Origin of the sequence: Flavobacterium collinsii, from assembly GCF_902804485.1 — a bacterium.
GTDB classification, from domain to species: Bacteria; Bacteroidota; Bacteroidia; order Flavobacteriales; family Flavobacteriaceae; genus Flavobacterium; species Flavobacterium collinsii.
Window position 1 is genome coordinate 37,244 of the sequence record NZ_CADCST010000085.1, and the last position, 24,744, is coordinate 61,987.

Sequence of the window (24,744 nt, forward strand, 5' to 3'; positions counted from 1 at the left end):
CTAAGATGCTGAGATGCTAAGTTTTTTTGCGGAATAACTGGTAGCGGAAGGTATTGTAGCTAGGGATTTTAATCCCAAGCCATAAAAAAAATGCAAATAGGAACAAAAAATAAACGCCGAATTCAAAATCGAATTCGGCGTTTTGCGTATTATAAATCAATTATTATTAATGCATTGCATCAGCAGGATTAATCTTGTTTTTTCCTTTTTTGATTAAAAGAATAATTGGTATGCAGCATAAGAACATGATGCCGAGATACATGAAAATATCCATATATGCCATTACCGTACTTTGTTTCATTACAGAATATTCCAGAGCCTGATAGGCTTTTTTCAGTGCAACATCGGCTGAATATCCTTTAGACATAAAAGCTCTTTGCATTCCTGCAATACGTTGTTGTACGTCGTATTTTGCAGGATCTAAATTGGTTAGTAAGTTAACTCTGTGTTCCTGACTCAAACGGGTGATAAAAGTGGTAATAATTGCAATACCAAAAGAACCTCCTAATTGTCGCATCATTCCGGTAAAAGCAGCTCCTTCACCAATATGTTTTCCTTTTAAGGTAGAAAGTGATAGTGTGGTAATAGGTACAAAAAGTAGTCCCAAACCAATACCTCTTAAAATCAATGGCCAATACATGTGTTCAACACCAGTATCCGGAGTCATTCGGGTCTGCATCATATAGGTGAAGAAAAAGAAAACCAGGAATCCTACTCCCACCATATATCCCTGAGGAACCCCTCTCTGAATCATATTCCCCACAAAAGGCATCATGATTGCTGTGGTAATAGATCCCGGAATCAATAATAATCCGGCATCTGTTGCGGTCCATCCTAGGATAGATTGCGTGTATATCGGAATAATTAAGGTAGAACCGTACAGACCAAAACCAAGAATGAAACACATTACAGTTCCAATTCTAAGATTTCCATCCTTAAGAACACTTAGGTTTACGATTGGGTGTTTATAAGTAAGCTCTCTCCAGACAAATAAAATTAATCCAAGTACCGTAACCACACTTAAAGTTACAATAGTCGAATCGTTAAACCAATCGTCTTGTTGCCCGTGCTCCAAAACAAATTGTAGAGATCCGATAAAGGCAGCAAGTAATATAATTCCCCACCAATCTACTTGATTGGCTTTTAATTTTTCTCCATATTTTGGACTTCTTACGAAAGTTAGCGCCAAAATAGTAGCTATAATTCCCAATGGAATATTAATATAAAAAATGTAAGGCCATGAGTAGTTATCTACCAGGTATCCTCCTAATGGCGGACCTAAGGTTGGACCTACAATTACTCCCATTCCGTAAATCGCCTGAGCCATTCCACGTTTTGCGATGGGATAACTTTCGGTAATAATAGTTTGGGCAGTAACTAATAAAGCTCCTCCGCCCATACCCTGAACAAACCTAAAGGCAACTAGTTCCCATATATTACTGGCATTACCACATAAGAAGGAACAAACCGTAAATAATATGATAGAGGCCACAAAATAATTACGTCTTCCAAATTGTTGCGATAGCCAGCTCGTCATCGGAATTACAATTACATTCGCAATCGCGTATGCCGTAATTACCCAAGCCACATCAGTTAAAGTAGCACCAAGGCTACCTCGCATGTCTGTTAGTGCTACGTTTACGATAGTGGTATCTACAATTTCTAACAGTGCACAAAGTACTGCAGTAATCGTAATGATCACACGTCTAAAACCGTATTCTACTAAATCGTCATCTGCTTGTACTGCTGTTGCCATATTTTATTTTAAATGTACATCTACATCAACATTCATTCCTGGTCTTAGTAATTTTACTTTCTCCGGATCGTTAGATTCGTCTAAACTAATTTTTACCGGTAATCTTTGAATTGTTTTTACGAAGTTACCTGTTGCATTGTCAGGAGGTAATAAGGAGAAACGAGATCCTGTTGCTGGCGAAAAAGAGGTTACAGTACCTTTGAATTCGTAATTTGGATAAGCGTCAACTTTTAAGCTAACTTTTTGTCCAATAACCATTTTGTTTAATTGAGTTTCTTTAAAGTTAGCAACAACCCAAGCTTCATTGTTATTGATGATGTAAAATAAAGATTGTCCAGGTTGAACCAATTGTCCAGGTTGAATGTCTACTTTAGAAACCTGACCGTCAATTGCCGCAGTTACAACAGTATAGCTAAGATTTAAATGCGCTACATCTAACATTGTTTTTGCTTTTTTGATATTGGCAGCAGCTACTTCAGTTTGTTTGTCTGAAACTTTTGATTTCGATTGAATTACTGATTTTTGGTAAGAACTTGCTTTTTGTTGATCTTGTAAAACACGTACCTGGTTTTCAGCTTCTTCTTTTGCAGATAAAGCCTGCTCATATTGTTGTTTTGTAATCGTATGAGTTTTGTACAAATTATTGTAACGGTTGTAATCGTTCGTGATTTGTCTTAATCTAATTTTTGCACTTTCTATAGAACCTGTTGCAGATTTCATTTGCGCATCAGAAACTGAGATACTTGCATTAGCGCTTCCAATATCAGCTTTTGCAGCTTCGTATTGACCTTCAGCACCTAATAATGCGGCATTTGCTTCGTCGATTTTTAACTGGTAATCTCTTTTGTCAATCGTAAATAAAGTATCTCCTTTTTTTACAAAGTCGTTATCTTTCACATATACTTTACTAATATATCCAGATACTCTAGGAATAATTGGATTCATTTTTTTCTCGATTTGAGCATCATCCGTTTCTTCGTGAGCTTGTGAGTGTAAGTATTTTGTGATTCCGTATGTTCCGCCCACTAAAACCAAAACGGTTAGTATGATGATGAATTTAGTATTTGTTTTTTTCTTTTCCATGAGAGGTATCGATTATATTTTAGAAAGATTGAATGATTGTGATAATTGTCCTGATACTGAAAGTAATTCGTAATATTTTTGAATTATTGTAGCTTTAGATACAGCAGTATTGATTTTGGCGCTTAATTGTTCAACGTCTGCCTCAACCAAATCATTAGTGTCTGATAAGCCATTGTCAAACTTATCTTTTACAAGTCTGTAATTTTCACTTGCCTGTTGAAGTGCTTCATCATAAACTACACTTTGATTTATAGCCAAATCATAGTCTTCAATAGATTTTTGAACTTCAACTTTAATACGATCCGTCATTACAGCCTCACTATTTTTAACTTCCAGAGCTTTGCTTTCAGCTACTCGTACATGAGCACTGTTTTTGTAAATTCCGGATAAGTCATAAGTTAAACCTAATCCAAAGTTCATGGCATATCTTACAGTTATAATGTCTTTTAAGTCCAGAGCTGTATAACCGCCAAGTAAGGCTAATGTAGGATAGTATGCTGCTTTTGCTACTTTGATATTTGATTCAGAAGCCTTTTGCTGTAAACGAATTGCTTCCAGATCTTTTCTGTTTTCAAGAGCTACTGCGTCTGATGTTGGCGCGTTGCTTGTTTTTAAGTTGAAAAAATCATTTTCATTCACCTGAAGTTTAGTATTAGGATCTAATTTTAATAAAGTGGTTAGATAGAAATTGATATTGTTAAGATTGTTAGTCGCTTCATCAATAGATAATTGTGTTTTTGAAACTAATAATTGAGACTTTAATAAATCATTTCTGGGAATAATTCCATTTTTTTCCAGTTCTGTAAAATCAGTAACACGTTGTTTCGCGCTTTTTTGATTTTCATTTAAAACATCCAGTGTTTTTTGAGCTTTATACAAAGCAGTGTAATAGGTAATTACTCTTAAAGCAACATCCTCTTTTGTTTTTGCGGCAGTAGCATTTTCTGCTTCGTATAAATTATCGTAAGCATCAATACTATTTTGAATCTTGAATCCTGCAAATAAAGGCAGACTTAAATTTGCCATTCCAAACATTGCTCTGTCCGGAGATGCCAAAGATGCATTTTCGCCTTGATTTGGCATACTAATCGACGCTTTTGTAAGGCGTTGGTATTGACCAGAAATTTTAATATCCGGGTATTGATTGTCTTTTACGGTTTTTAATTCGTATTTTTTCGTGTTTACCTTAGTATTGGCAAGCGTAACTTCGTTACTTTTTTCCCAAGCCATTTTAACGGCCTCGCCTAAGGTTAAACTTGTTTTTTCTTGTGCTTCAATTGATGAAATTCCGATAAAGAAAATCCCAAAGAGCATTAATTGATTAATTTTCATAAACAAGAAGAGCTTTTATAGTTTGTTGAATGTGCTTTGTAAGACTGGTTTTTATATAATTATTGTACAATTCTTCGGTATTTAAGTTCAATAATTCTTCAAAGAAAGGTTTGTTCATGTGAAAATGAAAAAAGGTTCCGATAATTGTTGGAGTGATGAGCGGAATGACAACATCTTTTCTGAAAACTCCTTTTTCCTGACCTTGTTTAATAATACTTTCAACAGATTTTAAATTTCCTTTTTTAAGTTCTGTGAAGGCAATAAAACTTTTTTCTCTTTTTTTTGCGTTTATTTCAAAATGTAAGACCCTGAAAATCCCTTTGTTACAGCTGATTCTCTGAATGTAAATTTCGATTAATTTATTGACTTTTTCAACAGGTTCTAAGTTTTCCTGTAATAAATTTTCGAGCTTTAACTTTAAATCAGAAGTCTTGTAAATGATTAAGGCTTCAAGTAATCTTTCTTTTGAACCAAAGTAATACGAAACCATGGCAATGTTAATCTTGGCATGTTTTGAGATATCCCGTATCGATGTACCTTCAAATCCTTTTTCAGAGAATAGCTTTTCGGCAACCTCAAGAATCTGAATTTTTTTATCGTTTAATTCGAAGTTTGACATGGTATTGTTTCTAATCGGGTACAAAATTAAACAAGCGTTTAAATTAAACGTTTGTTTAATTTTGTTTTAACAAAATATTAACACAAAGCGATTTCGACAATTTTGCCACTAAATTTGATGTTTGGGAATAAAAAAAGCCTGAAAAAATAAGGTCTTTCAGGCTTTTGTTGAAAATTAATCTTTGGGTAATTTCACTGCTTTAAAAATTCCAGTATTAGAAAATAATCTAATATCGGTTTTATTCTTAGGAGTTAGTTCATATCGAATATTAGAAATAATCTCATTTTTTGGTGATAGTTTTAAATCTTCAATTGATATTGTGGAAATTACATTTGGACTTGTCGTCCCGATAAAAATATTTGTTTTTTTTAATTTTAAAATATCTAAATGCTCAGGTTCTAAACTTTTAACATCATTTAAATTATAAAAGAAAATACTGTCCTGAGATTCTTTAAATGTTTCAAATTTATATCTTTTATAACCTTGATTTCTACTTGTAAAACCATCATTTTGAAAAATTTTAGTTTTGATTTTAATCCCATTTTCTTCATCAACTTTAATTTCTAAAGGAAAAAAGATTTTGTTTGAAACTTCTTGATCATCAAGTTTTTTACAAATAACACCGAAAATATTTCGTTTTGTTGGAATGCTTTCAAAATATTGAAAAGGTAATGGTTTGACATTATCGATATCAAATACATCTGTTGAATCTAGAATAGCATAACCAAAAATATGAGAATCTCGACCTCCCCAAGCATCATATTTATAGATGACTTTTGAAGAATTTTCTATCTTTTGCATATATAACTCAGATAAATGCCAACTCCTGTCACAGCTTATGAAAATTAATAGAATAAAAGGATATAATAAAGATTTAAAAACTTTCATCTTTTAATTATCTAATTTCCCCAACAAATTCTTCAATTTTCTTGCTTCCGTTTTCACTCAGATGTTTGATAAAAGCACTTCCGATAATAGCCCCTTTTGCAAATTTAGTAGCCTGATCGAATGTTTCTTTATTTGAAATTCCAAAACCAATAATTTGTGGGTTTTTAAGATCCATTTGGGCAATTCTTTCGAAATAGCTTTCCTGAATATTTCCAAAACCTGCCTGAGAACCTGTGACACTTGCAGAACTTACCATATAGATGAAGCCATTTGAAACACTGTCAATAAAACGAATGCGCTCGTCTGAAGTTTGTGGGGTAATCAAGAAGACATTGATTAAGCCGTATTTTTCGAAAATCGCTTTGTATTGGTCTGCGTAAACATCTACCGGTAAATCTGGAATAATTAACCCGTCGATACCAATTTCGGCACATTTTTTACAAAATTCTTCGATTCCGTATTGCAGCATCGGATTGAAATATCCCATTATAATCAACGGAATTTTTACGCTTTCGCGGATGTCCTTCAACTGGTCAAAAAGAATTTGAGTAGTCATTCCATTGTGAAGTGCCTGAGTAGAACTTGCCTGAATGGTTGGGCCATCGGCTAAAGGATCACTAAAAGGCAAACCAATTTCGATTAAATCGACACCATTTTTTTCTAAATCCTGAATGATTTGAACGGTGTCATTTAAGTTCGGATATCCGGCTGAGAAATAAATAGAAAGAATCTTTTTATCTTCTTGTAATTTTTGAGTTATTCTGTTCATTGTTTTTACTTTTTCTTCTAATAGATTTTGAAAGTCTCTTAGATAGGTTTAAATTTTATCTTACTATAGATTATTGGATTTTTGTTGATTGTATTTCACGCAGATTTTGAGTGATTTAAGCCGATTTGCACAGATTTTTTAAACTACTTTATGATTAGATCTTTTTTAGTCCTTGAAATCTGTAGCATTATTTTTTTATAATCTTACTTTTCCAAATATCATTTTGATTTTCTAACAATAATAATCCAGAATCTGAATCATTCATTTGCGTAATTAATTCTCCTTTGTTATTCCAAAATGCGCTTTGTCCTGCTGATGGAGATCCCCATGATTCACCGCTAAAATTAGACATTAGAACATTCATTTGATATTTCTGAGCGTAAGCTTGTAAATCGCGATAAGCACTTGGAATTCCGTTTGGTGAAAAGAAAATACTGGCAATATAAATATCAGCCCCTCTTTTACACGCATTTTCGGGATGCAGCGGATTGTCAATATCAGCACAAATAGCAAAGTAAATCTTCTTGTTTTCGATAGTAAGCATTGGATTAAAATCGAAAGAAGACTGAAAAAACTGATCTTCCCCTTCATGCAAAAATTGCTTCGTATATATAGAAACAGAGTTGTCCGGGGCAATAATAAATTCTCCAATAAATAATTCTGATGCGATCTGAATTGGTGCGCCGGCAATGATAACAATATTATTTTCGACGGCTAATTTTTTTAAATGATCCAATCTTGAATCGTCTGCATTAAAAGCCAGTTTTTGAGCAAATTCTCTTTCGTAACCTGTGATCGACATTTCAGGAAAGGCAATTAATTGTGCCCCATTTTGAACGGCCAGATCTACAAGGCGATAATGCTCTAATAGGTTTGAATCAATATCTCCCCGTAATGGTTTTGTTTGTGCTGCTGCTAGAATCATTCTTTGCGATTATTAGTTTTCGATGTAAATCCAGGCAACTACTCCGGATTTCAAGGTTACCTGAATTCTTTTATACGCATTAGATTCGAATAGATCTACTTTAGCCAAATCAGTACTCGAAATGTTGAAAACAACACCGTGTATAGGGTCCGAAGGGGCTTCCGTTGGTACAACTACAACATAATCTGCCATTCCAAATTCTTCCTCTATTTGCAGGCTTTTTAGTTTGTGACCCAGCAGCTGATCCGGAGTACCAGTTAATAATTTATTAAAGAGTCGCATCTGAATTTCTTTCGATCGTAATGTTCCGTAAGAGAATAACTTTTCCATGGTTGCTACTGTATTACAATTTAAAATACTCGATATAATTGTCTAAATCCTTGTCTCCACGACCGGAAAGACTGATCACCACAATATCCGTTGGTTTGAATTTCTTCTGATCTAAAACAGCAAAGGCATGTGCGCTTTCGATTGCCGGAATAATTCCTTCTAATTTGGTAAGCTGTAAACCAGCATTCATCGCATCATCATCCGTAACAGAAAAGAATTCTCCACGACCTGTGTGTGCCAGATGTGCATGCATAGGGCCAACTCCCGGATAATCAAGACCCGCAGAAATTGAATATGGTTCAGTGATTTGTCCGTCAGGAGTTTGCATTAAAAGAGTTTTACAACCATGAATAACCCCCACTTTTCCTAATTTACTGGTTGCAGCACTGTGACCACTATCGACCCCTTTTCCAGCTGCTTCTACCGCGATGATTCCGACTTCAGGTTCGTGTAGAAAGTGGTAATAGGTTCCGGCCGCATTACTTCCGCCACCAATACAAGCAACAACATAATCCGGGTTTTCACGTCCTTCTTTTTCTTTTAACTGCCATTTGATTTCTTCTGAAATAACACTTTGAAAACGGGTTACCATATCTGGGTAAGGATGTGGTCCAATTGCTGAACCAATAATGTAATGGGTATCTACCGGATTGTTAATCCAGTCACGAATCGCCTCATTGGTAGCATCTTTTAAAGTTTTGGAACCTGAAAGTGCGGGACGAACTTCGGCACCTAACATTTTCATACGTGCTACGTTTGGTGCCTGACGTGCAATGTCAATTTCACCCATATATACAATACATTCCAATCCCATTAAAGCACATACTGTAGCGGTTGCCACACCATGCTGACCTGCGCCCGTTTCGGCAATGATTCTTTTTTTACCCAGACGTTTTGCAACTAAAATTTGTCCAATCGTATTGTTGACTTTATGTGCTCCGGTGTGATTTAAATCCTCTCTTTTCAGATAAACTTTTGCATTATATTTTTCAGATAAACGCTTGGCGAAATAAAGTGGACTGGGACGGCCTACGTAATCTTTTAGTAATTGATCAAACTCTGCCTTAAAATCAGGTTCGCTTGTTATTTTTAAGTAATTCTGACGCAATTCTTCGACATTCGGATATAACATTTCGGGAATGTAAGCCCCTCCAAATTCTCCGTAATATCCTTTTTCGTTAACATTATAGTTCATTGTATAGTTGTTTAGGGTTTAAAGTTGCAGGTTTTAGATTTTTCCGAAACTTTCTTAATAGACTTATATTTTTCAATCCAGGCTCTGTCTCAAATTTACTGTTTACATCAATAGCGTAAACAGGGATTTTGAGGTTTTTTATCGCAGGGATTTCTTCAATTCCAATACCACCGCTTAAGAAAATCGGTTTCTCAGATTTGTAATTTTCTAAAATTTTCCAGTCAAAAGTAGTCCCGTTTCCACCGGGTAATTTTCCTTTTGTATCGAACAAAAAGTAATCACATACACTTTCAAAAGGTGCTAAGACTTTAAAATCAAAATTTTCATCAATAGAGAATGTTTTTATGATTTCGATGGTAACATCAATTTTGGCATCAATTTTAGCTTTTAATTCCTGACAAAATTCAACAGATTCTTTTCCATGTAACTGAACCGCTTGTAAATGATATTTGTCTGCTTTTGATATAATATTATCAACAGTTTCATCCACAAAAACGCCTGTCTTTTTTATGGTATGAATCAGTTCCGGAATTGTTCCGTCAAAATAGCGAACGGATTTTTCCCAGAAAATAAATCCCATATAGTCGGGTAGGAGCGCTCCTGTCTCGAGTATATTGTCGGGATATTTCATACCGCAGATTTTTAGTTTCATTTTTTTTATTTTTATGCTATAAGCTTTTGCTTTATGCCGTATTATTTTTTATCGATTGGTTAGAGTTTAAGCAATAAGCTTTAGGCTTACGGCTTATAGCCTAAAGCTTACAGCCGTTTAATAAATTCAGTTGCTGCCTGCCCGGCATTCGTTGTTTTCATGAAGTTTTCTCCTATCAAAAAACCACTGTAACCATAAGGTCTTAATTCTGAAATGGCTTCAACAGATGAAATTCCGCTTTCTGAAACTTTAACAAAATCATTCGGAATCTGAGAAGCCAGTTCTTTGCTGAAATCCAGACTTACTTCGAAGGTTTTCAGGTTTCTGTTATTCACACCAATCATATCTAAACTTGGCATGATAGATTTTTCTAATTCTTCCTGATTGTGTACTTCCAGCAAAACTTCTAAACCTAATTGTTTTGCAAATTCTGATAAGGATTTGATTTCTTCGCGGGTTAAAACCGCTGCAATAAGAAGGATTAGATCCGCTCCATAGGCTTTGGCTTCTAAAATCTGATATTCATTAACGATAAATTCTTTTCGCAAAAGCGGAATATTTACACTAGCTCTTGCTAAAAGTAAATCGTCTAAAGAACCTCCGAAATATTTTCCGTCTGTTAAAACCGAAATCCCGCAGGCTCCGGCATTTTCATATCCTTTAACAACTTCTTCAACTGTAAAATTTTGATTAATTACAGCTTTTGAAGGAGAGCGACGTTTGTGTTCGGCAATAATTCCTGTCGAACTTGTCCTTAATTTTTGACTTAAAGAAATGGTTTGTTTTTCAAAAAACACAGAAGCTTCCAATTGCGAAACTGGAATAATGGATTTTTTGAGAACGACTTCTCGTTTTTTATCAATTATTATTTTATCTAGAATGTTCATTGTTTTATTTGTTTCAGGTTTCAAGTTTCAAGTTCCCGGTTTCAACAACTTGAAACCTGAAACAAAAAAGACTTGAAACTATTTTTTACTTACTTAGTTCTTGTAATTTTTTAAGTACTTGATGTCCTTTCCCGGAAAACAAACTTTCTTTGGCCTGCTTAAAACCTTCCTGAGGAGAGCATTTGGTTACGGTTGAAATGGCCATTGCGGCATTTGCACAAACCACATTATTCTGAGCCTCACTTCCTTTTCCGGAAATAATGCTGACAAACATATCCGCTGATTCTTCGATGGTTCTTCCTCCCTCAATTTCTCTTTGAGATAAAAGACGAACGTTGAAATCCTCCGGTTTCAGCATGCCTTCCATATCGCTTGTAATGATTTTTGTTGGACCGGTTAACGAGATTTCATCGTAACCGTCAAGTGAATGCAGGATGGTAAAATTAACATCTGTGTTTTGATATAAATAAGCATACATTCGGGCTAATTCTAAATTGAAAACACCAACCAGTTGATTTTTAGGAAACGATGGGTTTACCATTGGCCCTAACATGTTAAAAAATGTTTTTACGGCCAGCTCTTTTCTGATTGGCCCAACGTTTTTCATAGCAGGGTGAAATAGGGGAGCGTGTAAAACACAAATTCCTGCCTGATCGATACATTTTTCTAAAAATGCAGGGTCATTACTGAATTTTATTCCCATTTTTTCCATCACGTTACTTGATCCCGAAATAGAGGAGACCCCATAATTTCCATGTTTTGCTACCTTTATTCCTGCTCCGGCAGCTACGAATGAAGCTAAAGTCGAAATGTTGAAAGTATCTTTTCCGTCACCACCCGTTCCGCACAAATCGATGGTGTTGTAGTCTGACAAATCGACGCGAATGCATAATTCTAATAAAGCTTCTCGGAATCCGGAAAGTTCATCAATCGTAATGCTTCGCATCATAAATACAGTCAAAAAGGCCGAAATCTGACTTGGGTTGTAAGCCCCGCTTGAGATGTTAATCAACACGTCTTTGGCTTCCTCCTTCGAAAGCACTTCGTGATTGATTAATTTATTTAGTATGTTTTTCATTTTTTTAAGTTGCTAAGGTTCTGAGGTTCTAAGGTTTCACTGTGACTGAATACCGCCACTGAATACTGTGACTGCGACTGACGACTTCTAACTCTTTATCCAATTCTCTAAAATCAGTTTTCCTTTTGGTGTCAAAACACTTTCGGGATGAAACTGAACACCTCTTACATCAAATGTTTTATGTCTTAGTGACATGATTTGTCCGTTTTCATCAACTGAAGTGGCTTCAAGAGCCTCTGGTAAATTGCTGTTGACTACCCAGGAATGGTATCTTCCTACTTCAAATTCATTTCCTAAGCCTTCAAACAAAAGCTCATCTGTAACTACTGTTTTTACATTTGTGGCAACGCCGTGATATACTTTGTCGAGGTTTGAAAGCGTTCCTCCAAAAACCTCCCCAATAGCCTGTTGTCCTAGGCAAACTCCTAGAATACTCTTTGTTGGAGCGTATTTTTGAATTACCGCTTTCAACAATCCCGCTTCATCCGGAATTCCAGGTCCTGGAGAAAGTAATATTTTATTAAAAGATGCTATTTCTTCAATATCAAACTCATCATTTCTATATACCGTAACTTCACAGTTTAAATCTTCCAGATAGTGTACTAAATTATAAGTGAAACTATCGTAATTGTCTATAACTAATATTTTTTTCATTTTTTTGAGGTTCTAAGTTGCTAAGTGACTAAGATTCTAAGTTTTTTGTGACTGAATACTGAGACTGGCAACTGATTTTTATTTATTTTTCCCGAACATACTTTTCAGTGATAATACGATCGATTCCTAATTTTTCTAATTTTTCGATTCCCTTCTGAATCAGAGTATCGTTTTTAATTTTTACAACAAACTCAAACTTATTGTTTTCCCATTGACGGTTATTGAAGTATTCCAGATTTTCGGTATAAATACTGTCTTTTAAAGTATATTTTCCACCTCCGCCAAAGAAAACTGCATTTGTTGAATCCTTACCGTTATTTAAATCATGATTGAAAAAAGCAAAATGGTTATCATTTATAATTTTAATCATTTTTGTTTTTGGATTGAAAGTCGAGAACGTAGAATCTTTTTCGGTGGTTTCAGCTGATATCAGACGCCAGGTTCCGCTTAAAGGAAGTGTGTTCGATTCTTTTTTAGCTTCACAGGAAGTAAATAATACAATGGCAATCAAAAATGGAATAATGTTCTTCATCGTTTTTTTAGGTTGTGTTTATGGTTGTTTTTTAGTTTTGTTTCAAGTTTCAGGTTTTTTTGTTTCAGGTTTTGTTTGTGTACCAACAAAGTGAAACTTGAAACCTGAAACAAAATGATTTATATTTTCTCCGCCATCTCTAAGGCTGTATTCAAGGCTCTAAGTTTATTGTAAACTTCCTGCATTTCGCTTTCTTCGTCAGAACTTGCTACAATTCCAGCTCCGGCCTGACAGTGCAATTGGTGATTTTTACTTAGGAAAGTTCGAATCATAATAGCGTGATTGAAATTGCCTTCAAAATCCATAAAACCAATAGCGCCTCCGTAAAAATTACGATTGGTTTTTTCGTAATTTTCTATTAATTGCATCGCTCGGTGTTTTGGAGCACCACTTAATGTTCCTGCCGGGAAAGTGTCCGCAACTACCTGCATGGTTGTTGCTTTTTCATGTAAGTGCCCTGTTACTTTAGAAACCAGGTGAATGACGTGAGAGAAAAACTGAACTTCTCTATACTTTTCGACATGTACATCATGACCATTTCGGCTTAAATCATTCCTGGCTAAATCGACTAACATTACGTGTTCGCTGTTTTCTTTTTTATCTTCTGAAAGCTGCTTGGCCAGAACAGCATCTTGTTCGTCATTTCCGGTTCTTTTAAAAGTTCCGGCTATAGGGTGAATTTCTGCTTTTCTGTTTTTTACAATGATTTGTGCCTCAGGTGAAGATCCGAATATTTTGAAGTCACCATAATCAAAGAAAAATAAATATGGAGATGGGTTTATACTTCGTAAAGCGCGATATACATTGAATTCATCTCCTTTAAAACCTTGAGTAAAACGACGTGAAAGTACCAATTGAAAAACATCTCCACGGAAGCAGTGTTTTTTGGCTAAAGCTACATTGTGTTTGAATTCTTCGTCGGTTAAATTAGAGAAACCATCTCCTTCTTTGGTAAATTTATATGATGCAATATTTCTGGATTGTAACAATTGTTCGATTTCCGAAATGTTATTCCTTCCATCAACGCTATGACAAAAAATGTAGGCTTCATTTTTAAAGTGATTGATAGCAATAATGTTTTGATAAACGGCATAAAAAACGTCCGGAATTGAAGTTGCCTTGTCTTTTTTGGCAATCGAAACTTTCTCAAAATAACGAACCGCATCGTAAGAAATGTATCCGAATAAACCATTGTTGATGAATTTAAAGTCGTTTTTCTCTGACTGAAATTGGCTTGAGAATTCCTGAATTATTTCTGGAATATTCGTTGTACCGTTAATAGAAATTCGTTCTTTAGTTCCGTCAGGAAAAGTTTTTGAAATAGTTTCATTTTCAATTTTAATTGTTGCAATAGGGTTGCAGCAGATGTAAGAGAAACTATTGTCATTTCCGTGATAATCACTACTTTCCAGTAGTAAACTATTTGGGAATTTATCCCTGATTTTGAAATAAACACTTACTGGTGTAATGGTATCTGCCAGAATTTGTTTGTAGTGTGTGTTGAGTATAAATGGTTTCAAAGTATTTTGTGTATTAAATTTTTACTATATTTTTTTACTTGTTTTTTGATCAAAAAAAAAGGCTTGTCGTGATGACAAGCCTTTTAGATTTATAGTTTACAATACCATAGGAAGCTCTGTTCACGACGTTTGACGTAAATTCTTCCACCACCAAGTATTGTTTGTTATTGATTTCATATCTTATATTGATTTCACAAATATATAAATGTAATTTGAATTACAATACATATAGAGTAAAAAAAAACTCTTTTAAATGATTAAAATTGTTAAATTTTATTGTGAATAAGTTTTTTTAATGTCTTAATTACCAATAGCTATGGTGTTGTTTACGTTCATTCTAAAGTCTGGATTTCCTTTGATATTGGGCGTTGCAAACAATTCGCTGTTTTTGATTTTGGTAAAATTAATATCAAAAAGAGGATTGCTGTAAAAACTTTGAATTGCAGGATTTGCGCCGCCGGCTTCACTTGTAATTCCGCCATTGCAATTGTTAACGATTAAGTTTTTGAAGGTAATTTTGGCTAAATTGATTTCTCCGTTTCCAATATTTCCTTCTAATAAAACAAAAGGAGTAAATCCGGAAACAATACTGTTGGTTAAGTTAAAAAAGCTATTTTCTCTAACATAAATCGATTCTCGCACAAGGCCCTGATTGTTTTCTTCCAAATTTACCAGAGTAATATTGTTTGCATTTATTTTGGTTAATTTTTTACTCATATCGGTATTTCCTATTTTGTCATAAGAGTCAACTTCGAAACATCTCGAGCCTGAAATATCTGATGAAAAGGGATGACGAATGGCTATACTGTTGTTGATGTTGATTTGCGCCCCTTGGGTAAAATCAAAATCGTCATCGGTAGTCCTGTAAGAAACCAGATTGTTCATATTTAAATCTCCTCCATAGCATTCGAAAGAATCATCATTGGAGTAACTAATCTGAATGTTGCTTAAAATTGTTTTTCTCCCTACTCCGGCAAGCGAAAGTCCGTTAAGTTCTTTTGCAGCGCTTAGTTTTCTGCCGGAATATTCAATACGTACATATTTTAAAATTCCCGAGTTATCTTCGGCATCCTGACCTCCGTAATGGTTTAACATTGGTTCCAGATCAAAAGGAAGGACATGTATTCCTCCTAAGGTATTAATTGGAGCTTTTCCCAGAATGATGATTCCACCCCAGTCTCCCGGTTTTCTTTCTAAAATTTCTTTGTTGGAAGTAAAAACGATTGGATCTGTTTCGAGACCTTCGGCCACAATTTTTGATCCGTTGGTAATAACCAAAGTTCCGCATGTTTTGTCATCTCCTCTTATTACTGTACCGGGTTCTATCGATAGTACGGCGTTATTGGTTACATAAACAACTCCAACTAATTGATATGTATTGCGTTTAAGAAGTTTGGTGTCTTTATTGATGGTTCCTGCTATGATGTTTGTAGCTTCGCTATATTCGGTATTCGCAGGTTTAAAATTGGTCCAGTTGTTCATCCAGTTTGAGTTACCAAAAATTCCTTTAGGCTGCTGCTGTGCCTGTAGGAAAAAAGAACTTAGAAGAGTGATGATTGCAAGTTGTATTTTTGTTTTCATAACTATGATTTTGATTTCTAGTTTTTGATTTTTAATAAGTTCAAAAGTAGAAGGCCAATGTTAATCAAAGTCCTGAATGGTATTACGAAAGCGTTAGGGGAATATTATGAATGTTATTTGTTTGGGAAAAATGTAAAAATAAACCCCAATAGTGTTAAACTATTGGGGTTTTTCTTATAATAATAAGAATTGCTGTTTTTTATGCTATTAGAATTTTAAAGCTACAGTCAATTCAAATTCGTCATTGATAGTTTTGTCTCCTAAGTTTTGGAAGAAGTTACCAGAGTTGTATTTGATGTCGTATTTAGTTCTGTCAACTTTGAAAGCTGTTGTAGCAGTATTTCCTTTCACAGCGATATCAAAAGTTACAGGTTTAGTGATTCCTTTTATAGTTAAATCAGCAGTTACTGTGTAAACATCAGTTGATTTTGCTCCGATATTTTTGAAAACTAATTTTGCAGTTGGGAATTTGTCAGTTCCAAAGAAATCGTCAGCTTTTAAGTGACCGTTTAATTTTCCTTGGTACTCTCCTGTTAAATCTGTTGCTGTTAATGAAGTCATATCAACAGTAAAGCTTCCTCCAACTAACTTTTTCCCTTTGAAAACTACAGCTCCTTCTTTGAAGTTTACTGTTCCTGAGTGCTCTCCGGTTACTTTTTTACCTACCCATTTGATCGAACTTGCTTTTACGTCGATTTTTTTAGTTTGTGCGTTTACTGAAACGCTAGCTACTGCTACGAATAATGCTATTGCAATTGTTTTTAAATTTTTCATTTTGTTAAAATTGATTTTGGATTAATAATAATTATATAGTGATAAATAAATTCTCGTGTGATTTTCTAACTTTTTTGTAGTGTTGAGCATCGTCTTCATTATGTCTGTAACCTACCGTTGCGATAACAGAAGCGTTTAAACCTAATTTGTCGAAACCTAAGATTTCATTGAAACTTGCTGGATTAAAGCCTTCCATTGGAGTTGTGTCGATTTTTAATTCTGCAGCAGCACTTAATAAAGTTCCTAAAGCAATGTAAGTTTGTTTTGCTGTCCAGATGTTTTTAGCTTCTTGTGATAAGTTTGCAATTGTACCTTTCATCATGTCGCTGAATCCAGCTAAGGCGTCAGTAGGAAGGTTTCTTGTTTCGCTAATGTTTTTAATATAAGCATCAACAGATTCCGGTCCTGCATTTAAGTCGTTTGCGAAAATAAATAAATGTGAGGCATCTGTAATTTGCGTTTGCCCGTAAGCAGCAGCTTTTAATTTTTCTCTTATTTCCGGATTTTCTACGATAATAACTTTATAAGGTTGTAATCCGTATGAAGAAGCACTTAATCTAACGGCTTCTTTTAAAGTGTTTAAATCTTCGGATGATATTTTTTTTGTCGCATCAAATTTCTTTGTAGCATATCTCCAATTTAAATTGTCTAATAATGTACTCATAATTTTAATTTTGTTGGGTTCTGTATTTTTCTAATAATTGATTTAATAATTCTAATTCTTCAGGACTTATATTCTCAGCAAATGCGCGCTCGTGTTCATCTACCTTCGGATCTAATTCTTTTAGTACGTCTAATCCTTTTTGAGTGATTAGAACTTCTATTTTTCGTCGGTTGTTAGGGCAAACATTTCTGGTAACAAAATCTTTTAATAATAGTTTGTCTACTAATCGGGTTGTGTTACTTGTTTTGGCCAACATACGCTCCTGTATCACACACATATTAGCAGGATTTCCTTTTTGTCCTCTTAATATACGCAGTACATTATATTGTTCCCCGGATAGATCATACGGTTTTATCAACTCGTTGAAATGATCCTGAATCACGTTTTGCGTGTACATGATATTTAGAATAACTTTTTTCGCATTATCCATCTTAACTGTACTTTTTATAACCTCTTCAATTGTCATAGTCGTAAGTGTATAATTTGTATATACAAATGTATGCACTTTTGATTGTTGTATATACAAATGTCATGTTAAATTTTTGTTAATTGAAGCATTGTGTGTTTTATAGTTATACAAACCCTGTAGAGTTACTGTAAAAGTACTACAATTTTTATTTGAAAAATTGATTTTTTAAAGTTTAATGATTTTTTAAAGATTGAATTATCAGTCTCTTAGACAAAAATCCAGACCAGACAGGTCTTTAAAGTGTGTATGGTTTCTCGTATTGCAGGTATTCGACCCATATCTGTTTTAATTTAAAAAAACTGAATTTAGCTTAGAATATGCGGCGTTAATTAAGTAATAGGTATAATAATGCAGCTAAACTTGCTCCAATTATTGGGCCTACAATCGGAATCCAGGCGTAACTCCAATTGCTGCTTCCTTTTATAGGAAGGATTGCGTGCATAATTCTCGGTCCAAGATCTCTAGCTGGATTAATGGCATAACCTGTTGTACCTCCCAGGGATAGGCCAATTACCCACACAACTATTGCAACAGGAAGCGCACCAATGGTTCCTAAACCTATTGTTGCATTTGGATCTGTGGCTATTTGCAGGTTGGGTCCGGCAATATAAAAAATGGAAAAAATCAGGACAAAAGTTGCAATTATTTCACTGATTAGGTTTGATAAATTGTTTTTGATGGCCGGAGATGTAGAGAAACAAGCAAATTTGGCATTTTCATCTTCAGTTGCAGCAAAATGGTCTTTATGTGAGAGCCATACCAAAAAGGCGCCTAACATGGCTCCAATCATTTGAGCAAGTATATAGGAGGGAACTAAGTTCCAATTGAATTTTCCGATAAGAGCCAAACCAAGTGTGACAATAGGATTTAAATGTGCCCCGCTAACTGGCCCTGCAATAAGTACGCCTGTAAAAACGGCAAATGCCCAGGCTGTGGTGATAACCATCCAGCCTGAATTGTTTCCTTTTGTATCTTTCAGGACGACGTTTGCAACGACGCCATTACCTAGTAAAATCATTATCATTGTGCCTAAAATTTCTGCTGTAAAAGGTGCCATGTTCTGCTGTGTTTTAATTGTTTTATTCGTCGATCCAGTCTGATGCGCGCCCAACGGCCTTATCCCAGTTTTTTACCAATTTATTTACTTCTTGTTTTGGCATTTTTGGAGAAAATACGCGATCTATTGACCATTGTTCTTTCAAATCATCCAGGTTTGACCAGTATCCTACAGCAAGTCCTGCCAAATATGCCGCGCCTAAAGCTGTTGTTTCGAGTGTTTTTGGTCTTGTAACGCTTTTTCCATAAATGTCGGATTGAAATTGCATTAGTAAATTATTTGTAGCAGCTCCGCCGTCAACTCTTAGTTCTTTTCCTTTTCCTCCAAAATCTGCTTCCATAGCTTTTAGCAAATCATTTACCTGATAAGCAATTCCTTCTAAAGTGGCTCGGGCGATATGCCCATTGGTAGTCCCTCTTGTTATTCCAAGAATTGCACCTCTGGCATATTGATCCCAATGTGGAGCTCCTAAACCAGTTAGTGCCGGAACAAAATAGACACCTCCGTTATCAGGAACACTCGCCGCCAGACTTTCTATTTCTTCTGATTTGTTAATCATTTTTGCTCCATCTCTTAACCATTGTACAGCTGCGCCACCAACAAAAACACTTCCTTCTAAAGCATAGGTTGTTTTACCATTAATTTTCCAGGCTACAGTGGTCAATAAATTGTTGGTGGAACGAATTGGTTTTTCCCCCGTATTCATTAACACAAAACAACCTGTTCCGTAAGTATTCTTTATCATTCCTGAAGTTGTGCATAGCTGACCAAAAAGAGCTGCTTGCTGGTCCCCTGCAACACCGGCGATAGGAATTTTTGTTGAAAATAGGGTAGTGGAGCTTTCGCCATAAATGGTACTGCTTTCTTTTACTTCAGGTAGCATGGCTCTTGGGATATCAAACAATTCTAATAATTCATTATCCCATTCTAAGGTATTGATGTTGAATAATAAAGTTCTACTAGCATTAGAAACATCGGTCATAAATAATTTACCTCGGGTCAGTTTCCATATGAGCCAGGTGTCTACGGTTCCAAAACAAAGTTTTCCTTGTTCTGCTTTTTCTCGTGCTCCCGGAACGTTATCCAGGATCCATTTTACTTTTGTTCCGGAAAAATAGGCATCCAGAATTAATCCTGTTTTGGTCTGAATCATTTCGGCATGTCCTTGTGCTTTTAATTCGTCACAGTATTTTGCTGTTCTGCGATCTTGCCAAACAATAGCATTGTAAATAGGTTCACTTGTTTCCCGATCCCAAACAATAGTAGTTTCTCGTTGATTGGTTATTCCAATTGCAGCTATTTCTCTTCCGGATATTCCCACTTTAGCAATTGCTTCTGCAGCGACACTAATTTGAGAAGACCAGATTTCGTTTGGGTTATGTTCGACCCATCCTGGTTTTGGAAAAATCTGTTTAAAAGCTTTTTGAGAAATGCTAACAATTTCTCCTCCATGATTAAAGACTATAGCTCTGGAAGAAGTTGTTCCTTGATCAAGTGCCAGAATTAGTTTATTTTGCATGACTTATATTTTCTTAAGTTGATAATGGTCTATTGAAATTCTTTTAGAAGAAAACCTCTTGCAATTACGTGGAAGGTTGTAATTTCTCTATGTATCCAGGTTTCGTCATGTCCCAGTTCTTTTGCCAGTAATCGTGCTACTTTTTCAGATGATTGAATTGCAGCTCTTGCGTCTAAGAATAATAACCGGACACGTCTTGCTAAAACGTCGTCAACTGTTCTGGCCATTTCGTATCGAATAGCCCAGGCGACTTCGGCCATTATAAATTCGTAATCCGAATGTAGTTTTTCTTTTAATTCAGGTTCATTTTGTTGTAATTCGAGTATTTTAGGAATATCTGAACCATAAATATATAAATGATTCATTCGGTCTAAATTTGTAGTCACTTGGTTTCCATGAATGGGAAGTTGCTCGGTATTGCAGGCTTTTTTAGGTAATTTGCCTATTTTGATTGCTTTATCGATGATATCTTCGGCAATTTTTCTGTAAGTAGTCCATTTTCCTCCCGTAATCGTTATTAAGCCAGTTTCCGAAACAATAATTTTATGACTTCGTGAAACTTCTTTGGTACTTTTCCCCTCTTCTTCAGGAGCTGCCAAAGGGCGTAAACCTGCGAAAACAGATAAAACGTCAGCTCTCGTAGGTTTTTTCGCCAGAAAACGTTGAGCAGTCTCCAAAACAAATTCGATTTCACTTTCGAGAGCAATAGGTTCAAGACTGTGTTTTCTAATTAACGTATCAGTTGTTCCTACTACAATTCTATTATGCCATGGCACTGCAAATAAAACTCGTCCGTCACTGGTTTTTGGAATCATCAAGGCTTGATCAGTTGGTAAAAAGGATTTATCAAATACGAGATGAATTCCTTGGCTTGGAACTATATATTTCTTGTAAACTTTGTCGTTTAGTTTCATGATGGCATTTGTAAAAACTCCGGTTGCGTTAATAATGGCCGTGCCTTTTATATCATACTTGTGACCTGTTTCATGGTCTATTGCTTCAATGCCAATAATTTGATTATGATCGTCTTTTAGTAAGTTTACAACTTTAGAATAATTTAAAAGGCAAGCCCCTTTTTCTACTGCAGTTTGGGCAATGTTTATAGCCATGCGTGAATCGTCAAATTGACCGTCGTGATAAATAACACCACTTACCAGACCTTTTTCTTCGACGGTAGGAAGCATTTCAATTGTTTTTTTCTTTGAAATATATTTTGAAGCTCCTAAGCTCAAACGTCCTGCGAGTAAATCATAAATGGTCAATCCGATCGTATAAAAATAACCACCCCACCAGTTGTAGTTTGGGATAACAAAAGATTGATTTTTAACTAAATGTCCTGCGTTTTTCGCCAATAAGCCTCTCTCTTTTAAGGCTTCTCTGACTAAGTGAATGTCACCTTGTTCCAAATAGCGAACTCCACCATGTACTAATTTGGTACTTCTGCTTGAGGTTCCTTTTGCAAAATCTACTGCTTCAAGTAAGATCGTTTTGTATCCTCTGCTTGCGGCATCAAGAGCAGTTCCAAGACCGCTTGCACCCCCACCAATTATAATTACATCCCACTTCTCCGTGTTTTTTAATTGCGTCAATTGTTCCGAGCGTTTCATATAGCATCAGTTTGGTTGTTTTTGTAAGATTAGATCTTGTATTATAAACTTAATGAAACTAAACGAATTGGAAGCAAAGTGAATCAATTATTTAAGTTTAATATTTATCTGGTTTTAAATTAAAGAAAAACACCCGTCAGATTTTTAAAACCTGACGGGTGTTTTGAGATTAGGATCAAATAATTTGAAATTCTGTGTCTTTACGCTAATTTTTTTTCATATGCCTTTCTAGCGGCTCCTCTAAAAAATACTTCGCCACAATACGTATAATTTAATCTGTCTAAAATTTTCAACATCGGAATATTATCAAAATTCGTATCTACCTTTATACTGTATATATTATGTTCGATCGATAAAGTTTCTATTTTTTCAAATAGTTTTGTAGCAATACCTTTGCCTTTTGCCAATTTTGAAACTGCTACACGATGCACCACTGCATAATCGCCATTCGTAAGCCATTTACCTTCTATGGCTTCGTAGGCAGGTTCTTTGTCAAAAAGAATAGCTGCGTAAGATAAGATAGTGTTGTTTTCTGTCAGCACATAAGCATGGCCATTTTTTATGTCATGCTCTATTGTTGTCTCATTAGGATAGCCATCCTGCCATTGTGTACTTCCGTCCAGACGCCTTTGTTCAATAGCATCTTGTAGGATACTCCATATTAGAGGTACTTCAGCAATATCAGCTTTTCTCAAAATTAAATTTTCTGTTGTGTCGCTCATCTTTTAGGTATTAAACTATTAAATGGAAAATTAATGAATTTGTCTTTAAAGAAACTATAAATTAAGATCAAGTAGATCTTTCTGGTTAAACTTCTAATTTATGGAAGTTATTATTCGTTTAAATACTTTTCAATACATGTATTTATTATTTTACGTTCTTCTATTGTTGCGTCATTGTCCATGTCACTATGGTTGATAGGAGTGAATTGAACTGTCATTCCGTATTTTTGTTGTTCTTGTTCAGTCGGTAATACGCCTTCGTCTGCAGAATGGTTTTTGGAGCGTAACGTGTATACTATTGGGTGGTTAACTCTAGGAAGAGGCATTCTTCGATTGTCCATCGTTATTATTTTATAAACCAATTTAGGGTATTTACTTGCAAATAGAGCAGTCATATCCCCACCATTCGAATGACCAATTAGTGTTAAATGCTTAAAATCTAATTCAGGCTTTAAGGTTTTAAATTCGTTTAAAACATATAGAATGTTGTCAGTGCCTCTTTCCCAATTTGGTTTTCTTGTAACTTTAAAATCTCCTTCCATTGCCAAAAGGGCATCGGTAGGTAATTCGTGCTGAAGACTAATAACAAAATATCCTTTTGAAGCTAAATTTTCTGTTAAATAAGAATAGATCATATTGTCTCCTCCTTTATTCTCTCCGTATCCATGACTAAAAATTATTATCTGTTGATTATTAATTTTGGAGTCTGTTTTTGGGCAAAAAATGGCGATCGGAATTTTACGATTTCTCGATTTATCAAATAAAGTTAACGTATCAAGTTTAACAGGATACGTATTATGTGCTATTTGAGAGTTTGTTTTTTTGCTATTCGAGCAACTTATTAATAGTAAACAAATTAAAATCTTAAAATATATTTTACTCATTTTTTCGATATGTACAATATGGCTACGTAAAATAGTAATGAATTTGTCTTTAAAGAAACTATAAATTAAGATCAAGTAAACCCGACATGTTTTTAAAATTTGTCGGGTTTGATCTGAATAATGTAGGGGTTAGAATATTAATGAGGCAGTTTATCTTTAATCAAACCATAAACCCAGGTTCCAAAAATAGCGCTTACTAAAGTCACTACAATTACAGTAACTCCAGTACCGATTTGAGCAAATAAGGGCCCTGGACAAGCTCCTGTAATAGCCCATCCAAAACCAAACATTAATCCACCATAAATTTGTCCTTTACTGAACGTTTTTGGTTGAATTTCTATTTTTTCTCCCTGTATGGTTTTAATGTTGAACTTTTTGATGATTTGTACTGATATAAGTCCAACTGCAACGGCACTTCCAATCACACCATACATAAAGAACGATTGCAGGTGAAACATTTCCTGAATACGAAACCAACTAATGATTTCGGCTTTTACGAATACAATTCCAAAAAAGATTCCAACAACAAGATATTTTAAGTTTGAGAAACCTGAATCTTTGATTTGACTTCCGTTGGTTCCTTCTGTATCGGTATTTTTATTTTCTAACTTGTTCATTTTTGAAATTTTAAAGTGAAAGAATATAGGGTAAAATCAAAAGGGACATTACAAAACCGCCAATCATGAAACAGATTGTAGCGACTAATGAAGGCCATTGTAAATTTGAAATTCCCATAATCGCATGACCACTTGTACATCCACCAGCGTAACGCGTACCGAAACCAACTAAAAATCCGCCAACGACAATCATGATAAATCCGCGAAGTGTTAATAAACTTTCCCAAGAGAAAAGTTGCGTAGGAACTAATCCAGAATGATCTGTAATGCCGTAAGTGGCTAATTGGCTAGAAAGTTCAGGTGTAATTTCAACCGGATTTGGATTGGCTAAGAAATTAGCAGAGATAACTCCGCCAAGGAAAATTCCGAAAACGAAGAACAAGTTCCAGCTCTCTTTTTTCCAGTCGTATTTAAAGAAGGAAATATTGGCAGGAATACAAGCCGCACAAATATGGCGCAAAGAAGAACTAATCCCGAAAGATTTGTTCCCGATAATTAATAAAATTGGAACAGTTAATCCAATTAACGGGCCTGCTATGTACCAAGGCCAAGGTTCTTTTAAGATTTCCAGCATTTTTATTTTTTTTAGGTTCAGAGAGGCAAAGGTTCAGAGGTTCAAAGGAGAAACTT

Annotated in this window: 26 protein-coding genes; all 26 read right to left on the reverse strand. The window is 35.0% G+C overall.

The window, feature by feature from the left end; genetic code table 11:
* Positions 1-166: 166 nt before the first annotated feature.
* Positions 167-1,756 carry an MDR family MFS transporter gene (locus tag FLA105534_RS12020; RefSeq protein ID WP_173966366.1) on the reverse strand — a complete coding sequence of 530 codons (1,590 nt, stop codon included), beginning with the start codon at positions 1,754-1,756 and terminating at the stop codon, positions 167-169.
* 3 nt (positions 1,757-1,759) lie between these two features.
* On the reverse strand, positions 1,760-2,839 hold the full coding sequence (locus tag FLA105534_RS12025) for an HlyD family secretion protein (RefSeq protein ID WP_173966367.1): 1,080 nt from the start codon (positions 2,837-2,839) through the stop codon (positions 1,760-1,762).
* A gap of 12 nt (positions 2,840-2,851) precedes the next feature.
* Entirely contained in the window at positions 2,852-4,171 is a 1,320-nt protein-coding gene (locus tag FLA105534_RS12030; RefSeq protein WP_173966368.1) for a TolC family protein, read from the reverse strand.
* A complete protein-coding gene (locus FLA105534_RS12035) occupies positions 4,161-4,790 on the reverse strand; it encodes a TetR/AcrR family transcriptional regulator (protein ID WP_173966369.1) in 630 nt (209 codons plus the stop codon). The genes FLA105534_RS12030 and FLA105534_RS12035 overlap by 11 nt, the downstream gene beginning before the upstream one ends.
* 174 nt (positions 4,791-4,964) lie before the next feature.
* Positions 4,965-5,591 carry a hypothetical protein gene (locus FLA105534_RS12040; protein WP_173966370.1) on the reverse strand — a complete coding sequence of 209 codons (627 nt, stop codon included), beginning with the start codon at positions 5,589-5,591 and terminating at the stop codon, positions 4,965-4,967.
* 94 nt (positions 5,592-5,685) lie between these two features.
* A complete protein-coding gene (gene trpA / locus FLA105534_RS12045) occupies positions 5,686-6,447 on the reverse strand; it encodes a tryptophan synthase subunit alpha (protein ID WP_173966371.1) in 762 nt (253 codons plus the stop codon).
* Positions 6,448-6,634: 187 nt separating this feature from the next.
* Positions 6,635-7,372: a carbon-nitrogen hydrolase family protein gene (locus FLA105534_RS12050; protein WP_173966372.1), complete on the reverse strand. Its 738-nt coding sequence runs from the start codon at positions 7,370-7,372 to the stop codon at positions 6,635-6,637.
* A gap of 12 nt (positions 7,373-7,384) precedes the next feature.
* Positions 7,385-7,702, reverse strand: a complete 318-nt coding sequence (locus FLA105534_RS12055; protein WP_173966373.1) for a gamma-glutamylcyclotransferase family protein — start codon at positions 7,700-7,702, stop codon at positions 7,385-7,387.
* 13 nt (positions 7,703-7,715) lie between these two features.
* Positions 7,716-8,897: a tryptophan synthase subunit beta gene (gene trpB, locus FLA105534_RS12060; protein WP_173966374.1), complete on the reverse strand. Its 1,182-nt coding sequence runs from the start codon at positions 8,895-8,897 to the stop codon at positions 7,716-7,718.
* Positions 8,887-9,549: a phosphoribosylanthranilate isomerase gene (locus FLA105534_RS12065; RefSeq protein ID WP_173966375.1), complete on the reverse strand. Its 663-nt coding sequence runs from the start codon at positions 9,547-9,549 to the stop codon at positions 8,887-8,889. Before FLA105534_RS12065 ends, trpB begins: the two co-directional genes overlap by 11 nt.
* Before the next feature lie 107 nt (positions 9,550-9,656).
* Positions 9,657-10,436, reverse strand: a complete 780-nt coding sequence (gene trpC / locus FLA105534_RS12070; protein WP_173966376.1) for an indole-3-glycerol phosphate synthase TrpC — start codon at positions 10,434-10,436, stop codon at positions 9,657-9,659.
* 85 nt (positions 10,437-10,521) lie between these two features.
* The gene (trpD, locus tag FLA105534_RS12075) at positions 10,522-11,514 is read right to left on the reverse strand and encodes an anthranilate phosphoribosyltransferase (RefSeq protein ID WP_173966377.1); all 993 of its coding nucleotides are present in this window, start codon (positions 11,512-11,514) and stop codon (positions 10,522-10,524) included.
* An 87-nt stretch (positions 11,515-11,601) separates the two neighbouring features.
* Entirely contained in the window at positions 11,602-12,168 is a 567-nt protein-coding gene (locus FLA105534_RS12080; protein ID WP_173966378.1) for an anthranilate synthase component II, read from the reverse strand.
* Between the two features lie 82 nt (positions 12,169-12,250).
* A complete protein-coding gene (locus FLA105534_RS12085; protein ID WP_173966379.1) occupies positions 12,251-12,700 on the reverse strand; it encodes a hypothetical protein in 450 nt (149 codons plus the stop codon).
* Between the two features lie 119 nt (positions 12,701-12,819).
* Entirely contained in the window at positions 12,820-14,220 is a 1,401-nt protein-coding gene (locus tag FLA105534_RS12090) for an anthranilate synthase component I family protein (RefSeq protein WP_173966380.1), read from the reverse strand.
* 300 nt (positions 14,221-14,520) lie between these two features.
* Positions 14,521-15,801, reverse strand: a complete 1,281-nt coding sequence (locus FLA105534_RS12095) for a hypothetical protein (protein WP_173966381.1) — start codon at positions 15,799-15,801, stop codon at positions 14,521-14,523.
* 207 nt (positions 15,802-16,008) lie between these two features.
* Positions 16,009-16,575: a YceI family protein gene (locus FLA105534_RS12100; protein WP_173966382.1), complete on the reverse strand. Its 567-nt coding sequence runs from the start codon at positions 16,573-16,575 to the stop codon at positions 16,009-16,011.
* 31 nt (positions 16,576-16,606) lie between these two features.
* Positions 16,607-17,239, reverse strand: a complete 633-nt coding sequence (locus tag FLA105534_RS12105; RefSeq protein ID WP_173966383.1) for an NAD(P)H-dependent oxidoreductase — start codon at positions 17,237-17,239, stop codon at positions 16,607-16,609.
* A 4-nt stretch (positions 17,240-17,243) separates the two neighbouring features.
* Positions 17,244-17,705, reverse strand: coding sequence for a MarR family winged helix-turn-helix transcriptional regulator (locus FLA105534_RS12110; protein WP_173966384.1), 462 nt, complete (start codon positions 17,703-17,705; stop codon positions 17,244-17,246).
* Positions 17,706-18,033: 328 nt separating this feature from the next.
* Positions 18,034-18,783 carry an MIP/aquaporin family protein gene (locus FLA105534_RS12115; protein ID WP_262888450.1) on the reverse strand — a complete coding sequence of 250 codons (750 nt, stop codon included), beginning with the start codon at positions 18,781-18,783 and terminating at the stop codon, positions 18,034-18,036.
* 4 nt (positions 18,784-18,787) lie between these two features.
* Complete coding sequence (glpK, locus tag FLA105534_RS12120) at positions 18,788-20,284, reverse strand: glycerol kinase GlpK (protein ID WP_173966386.1); 1,497 nt, start codon at positions 20,282-20,284, stop codon at positions 18,788-18,790.
* Between the two features lie 29 nt (positions 20,285-20,313).
* Positions 20,314-21,891: a glycerol-3-phosphate dehydrogenase/oxidase gene (locus tag FLA105534_RS12125; protein ID WP_173966387.1), complete on the reverse strand. Its 1,578-nt coding sequence runs from the start codon at positions 21,889-21,891 to the stop codon at positions 20,314-20,316.
* Between the two features lie 200 nt (positions 21,892-22,091).
* Positions 22,092-22,613 carry a GNAT family N-acetyltransferase gene (locus FLA105534_RS12130; protein WP_173966388.1) on the reverse strand — a complete coding sequence of 174 codons (522 nt, stop codon included), beginning with the start codon at positions 22,611-22,613 and terminating at the stop codon, positions 22,092-22,094.
* A gap of 110 nt (positions 22,614-22,723) precedes the next feature.
* The gene (locus tag FLA105534_RS12135; protein WP_173966389.1) at positions 22,724-23,497 is read right to left on the reverse strand and encodes an alpha/beta hydrolase family protein; all 774 of its coding nucleotides are present in this window, start codon (positions 23,495-23,497) and stop codon (positions 22,724-22,726) included.
* Between the two features lie 137 nt (positions 23,498-23,634).
* Entirely contained in the window at positions 23,635-24,114 is a 480-nt protein-coding gene (locus FLA105534_RS12140; protein WP_173966390.1) for a DUF6691 family protein, read from the reverse strand.
* A 10-nt stretch (positions 24,115-24,124) separates the two neighbouring features.
* A complete protein-coding gene (locus FLA105534_RS12145) occupies positions 24,125-24,688 on the reverse strand; it encodes a YeeE/YedE family protein (RefSeq protein ID WP_173966391.1) in 564 nt (187 codons plus the stop codon).
* Positions 24,689-24,744 lie beyond the last annotated feature (56 nt).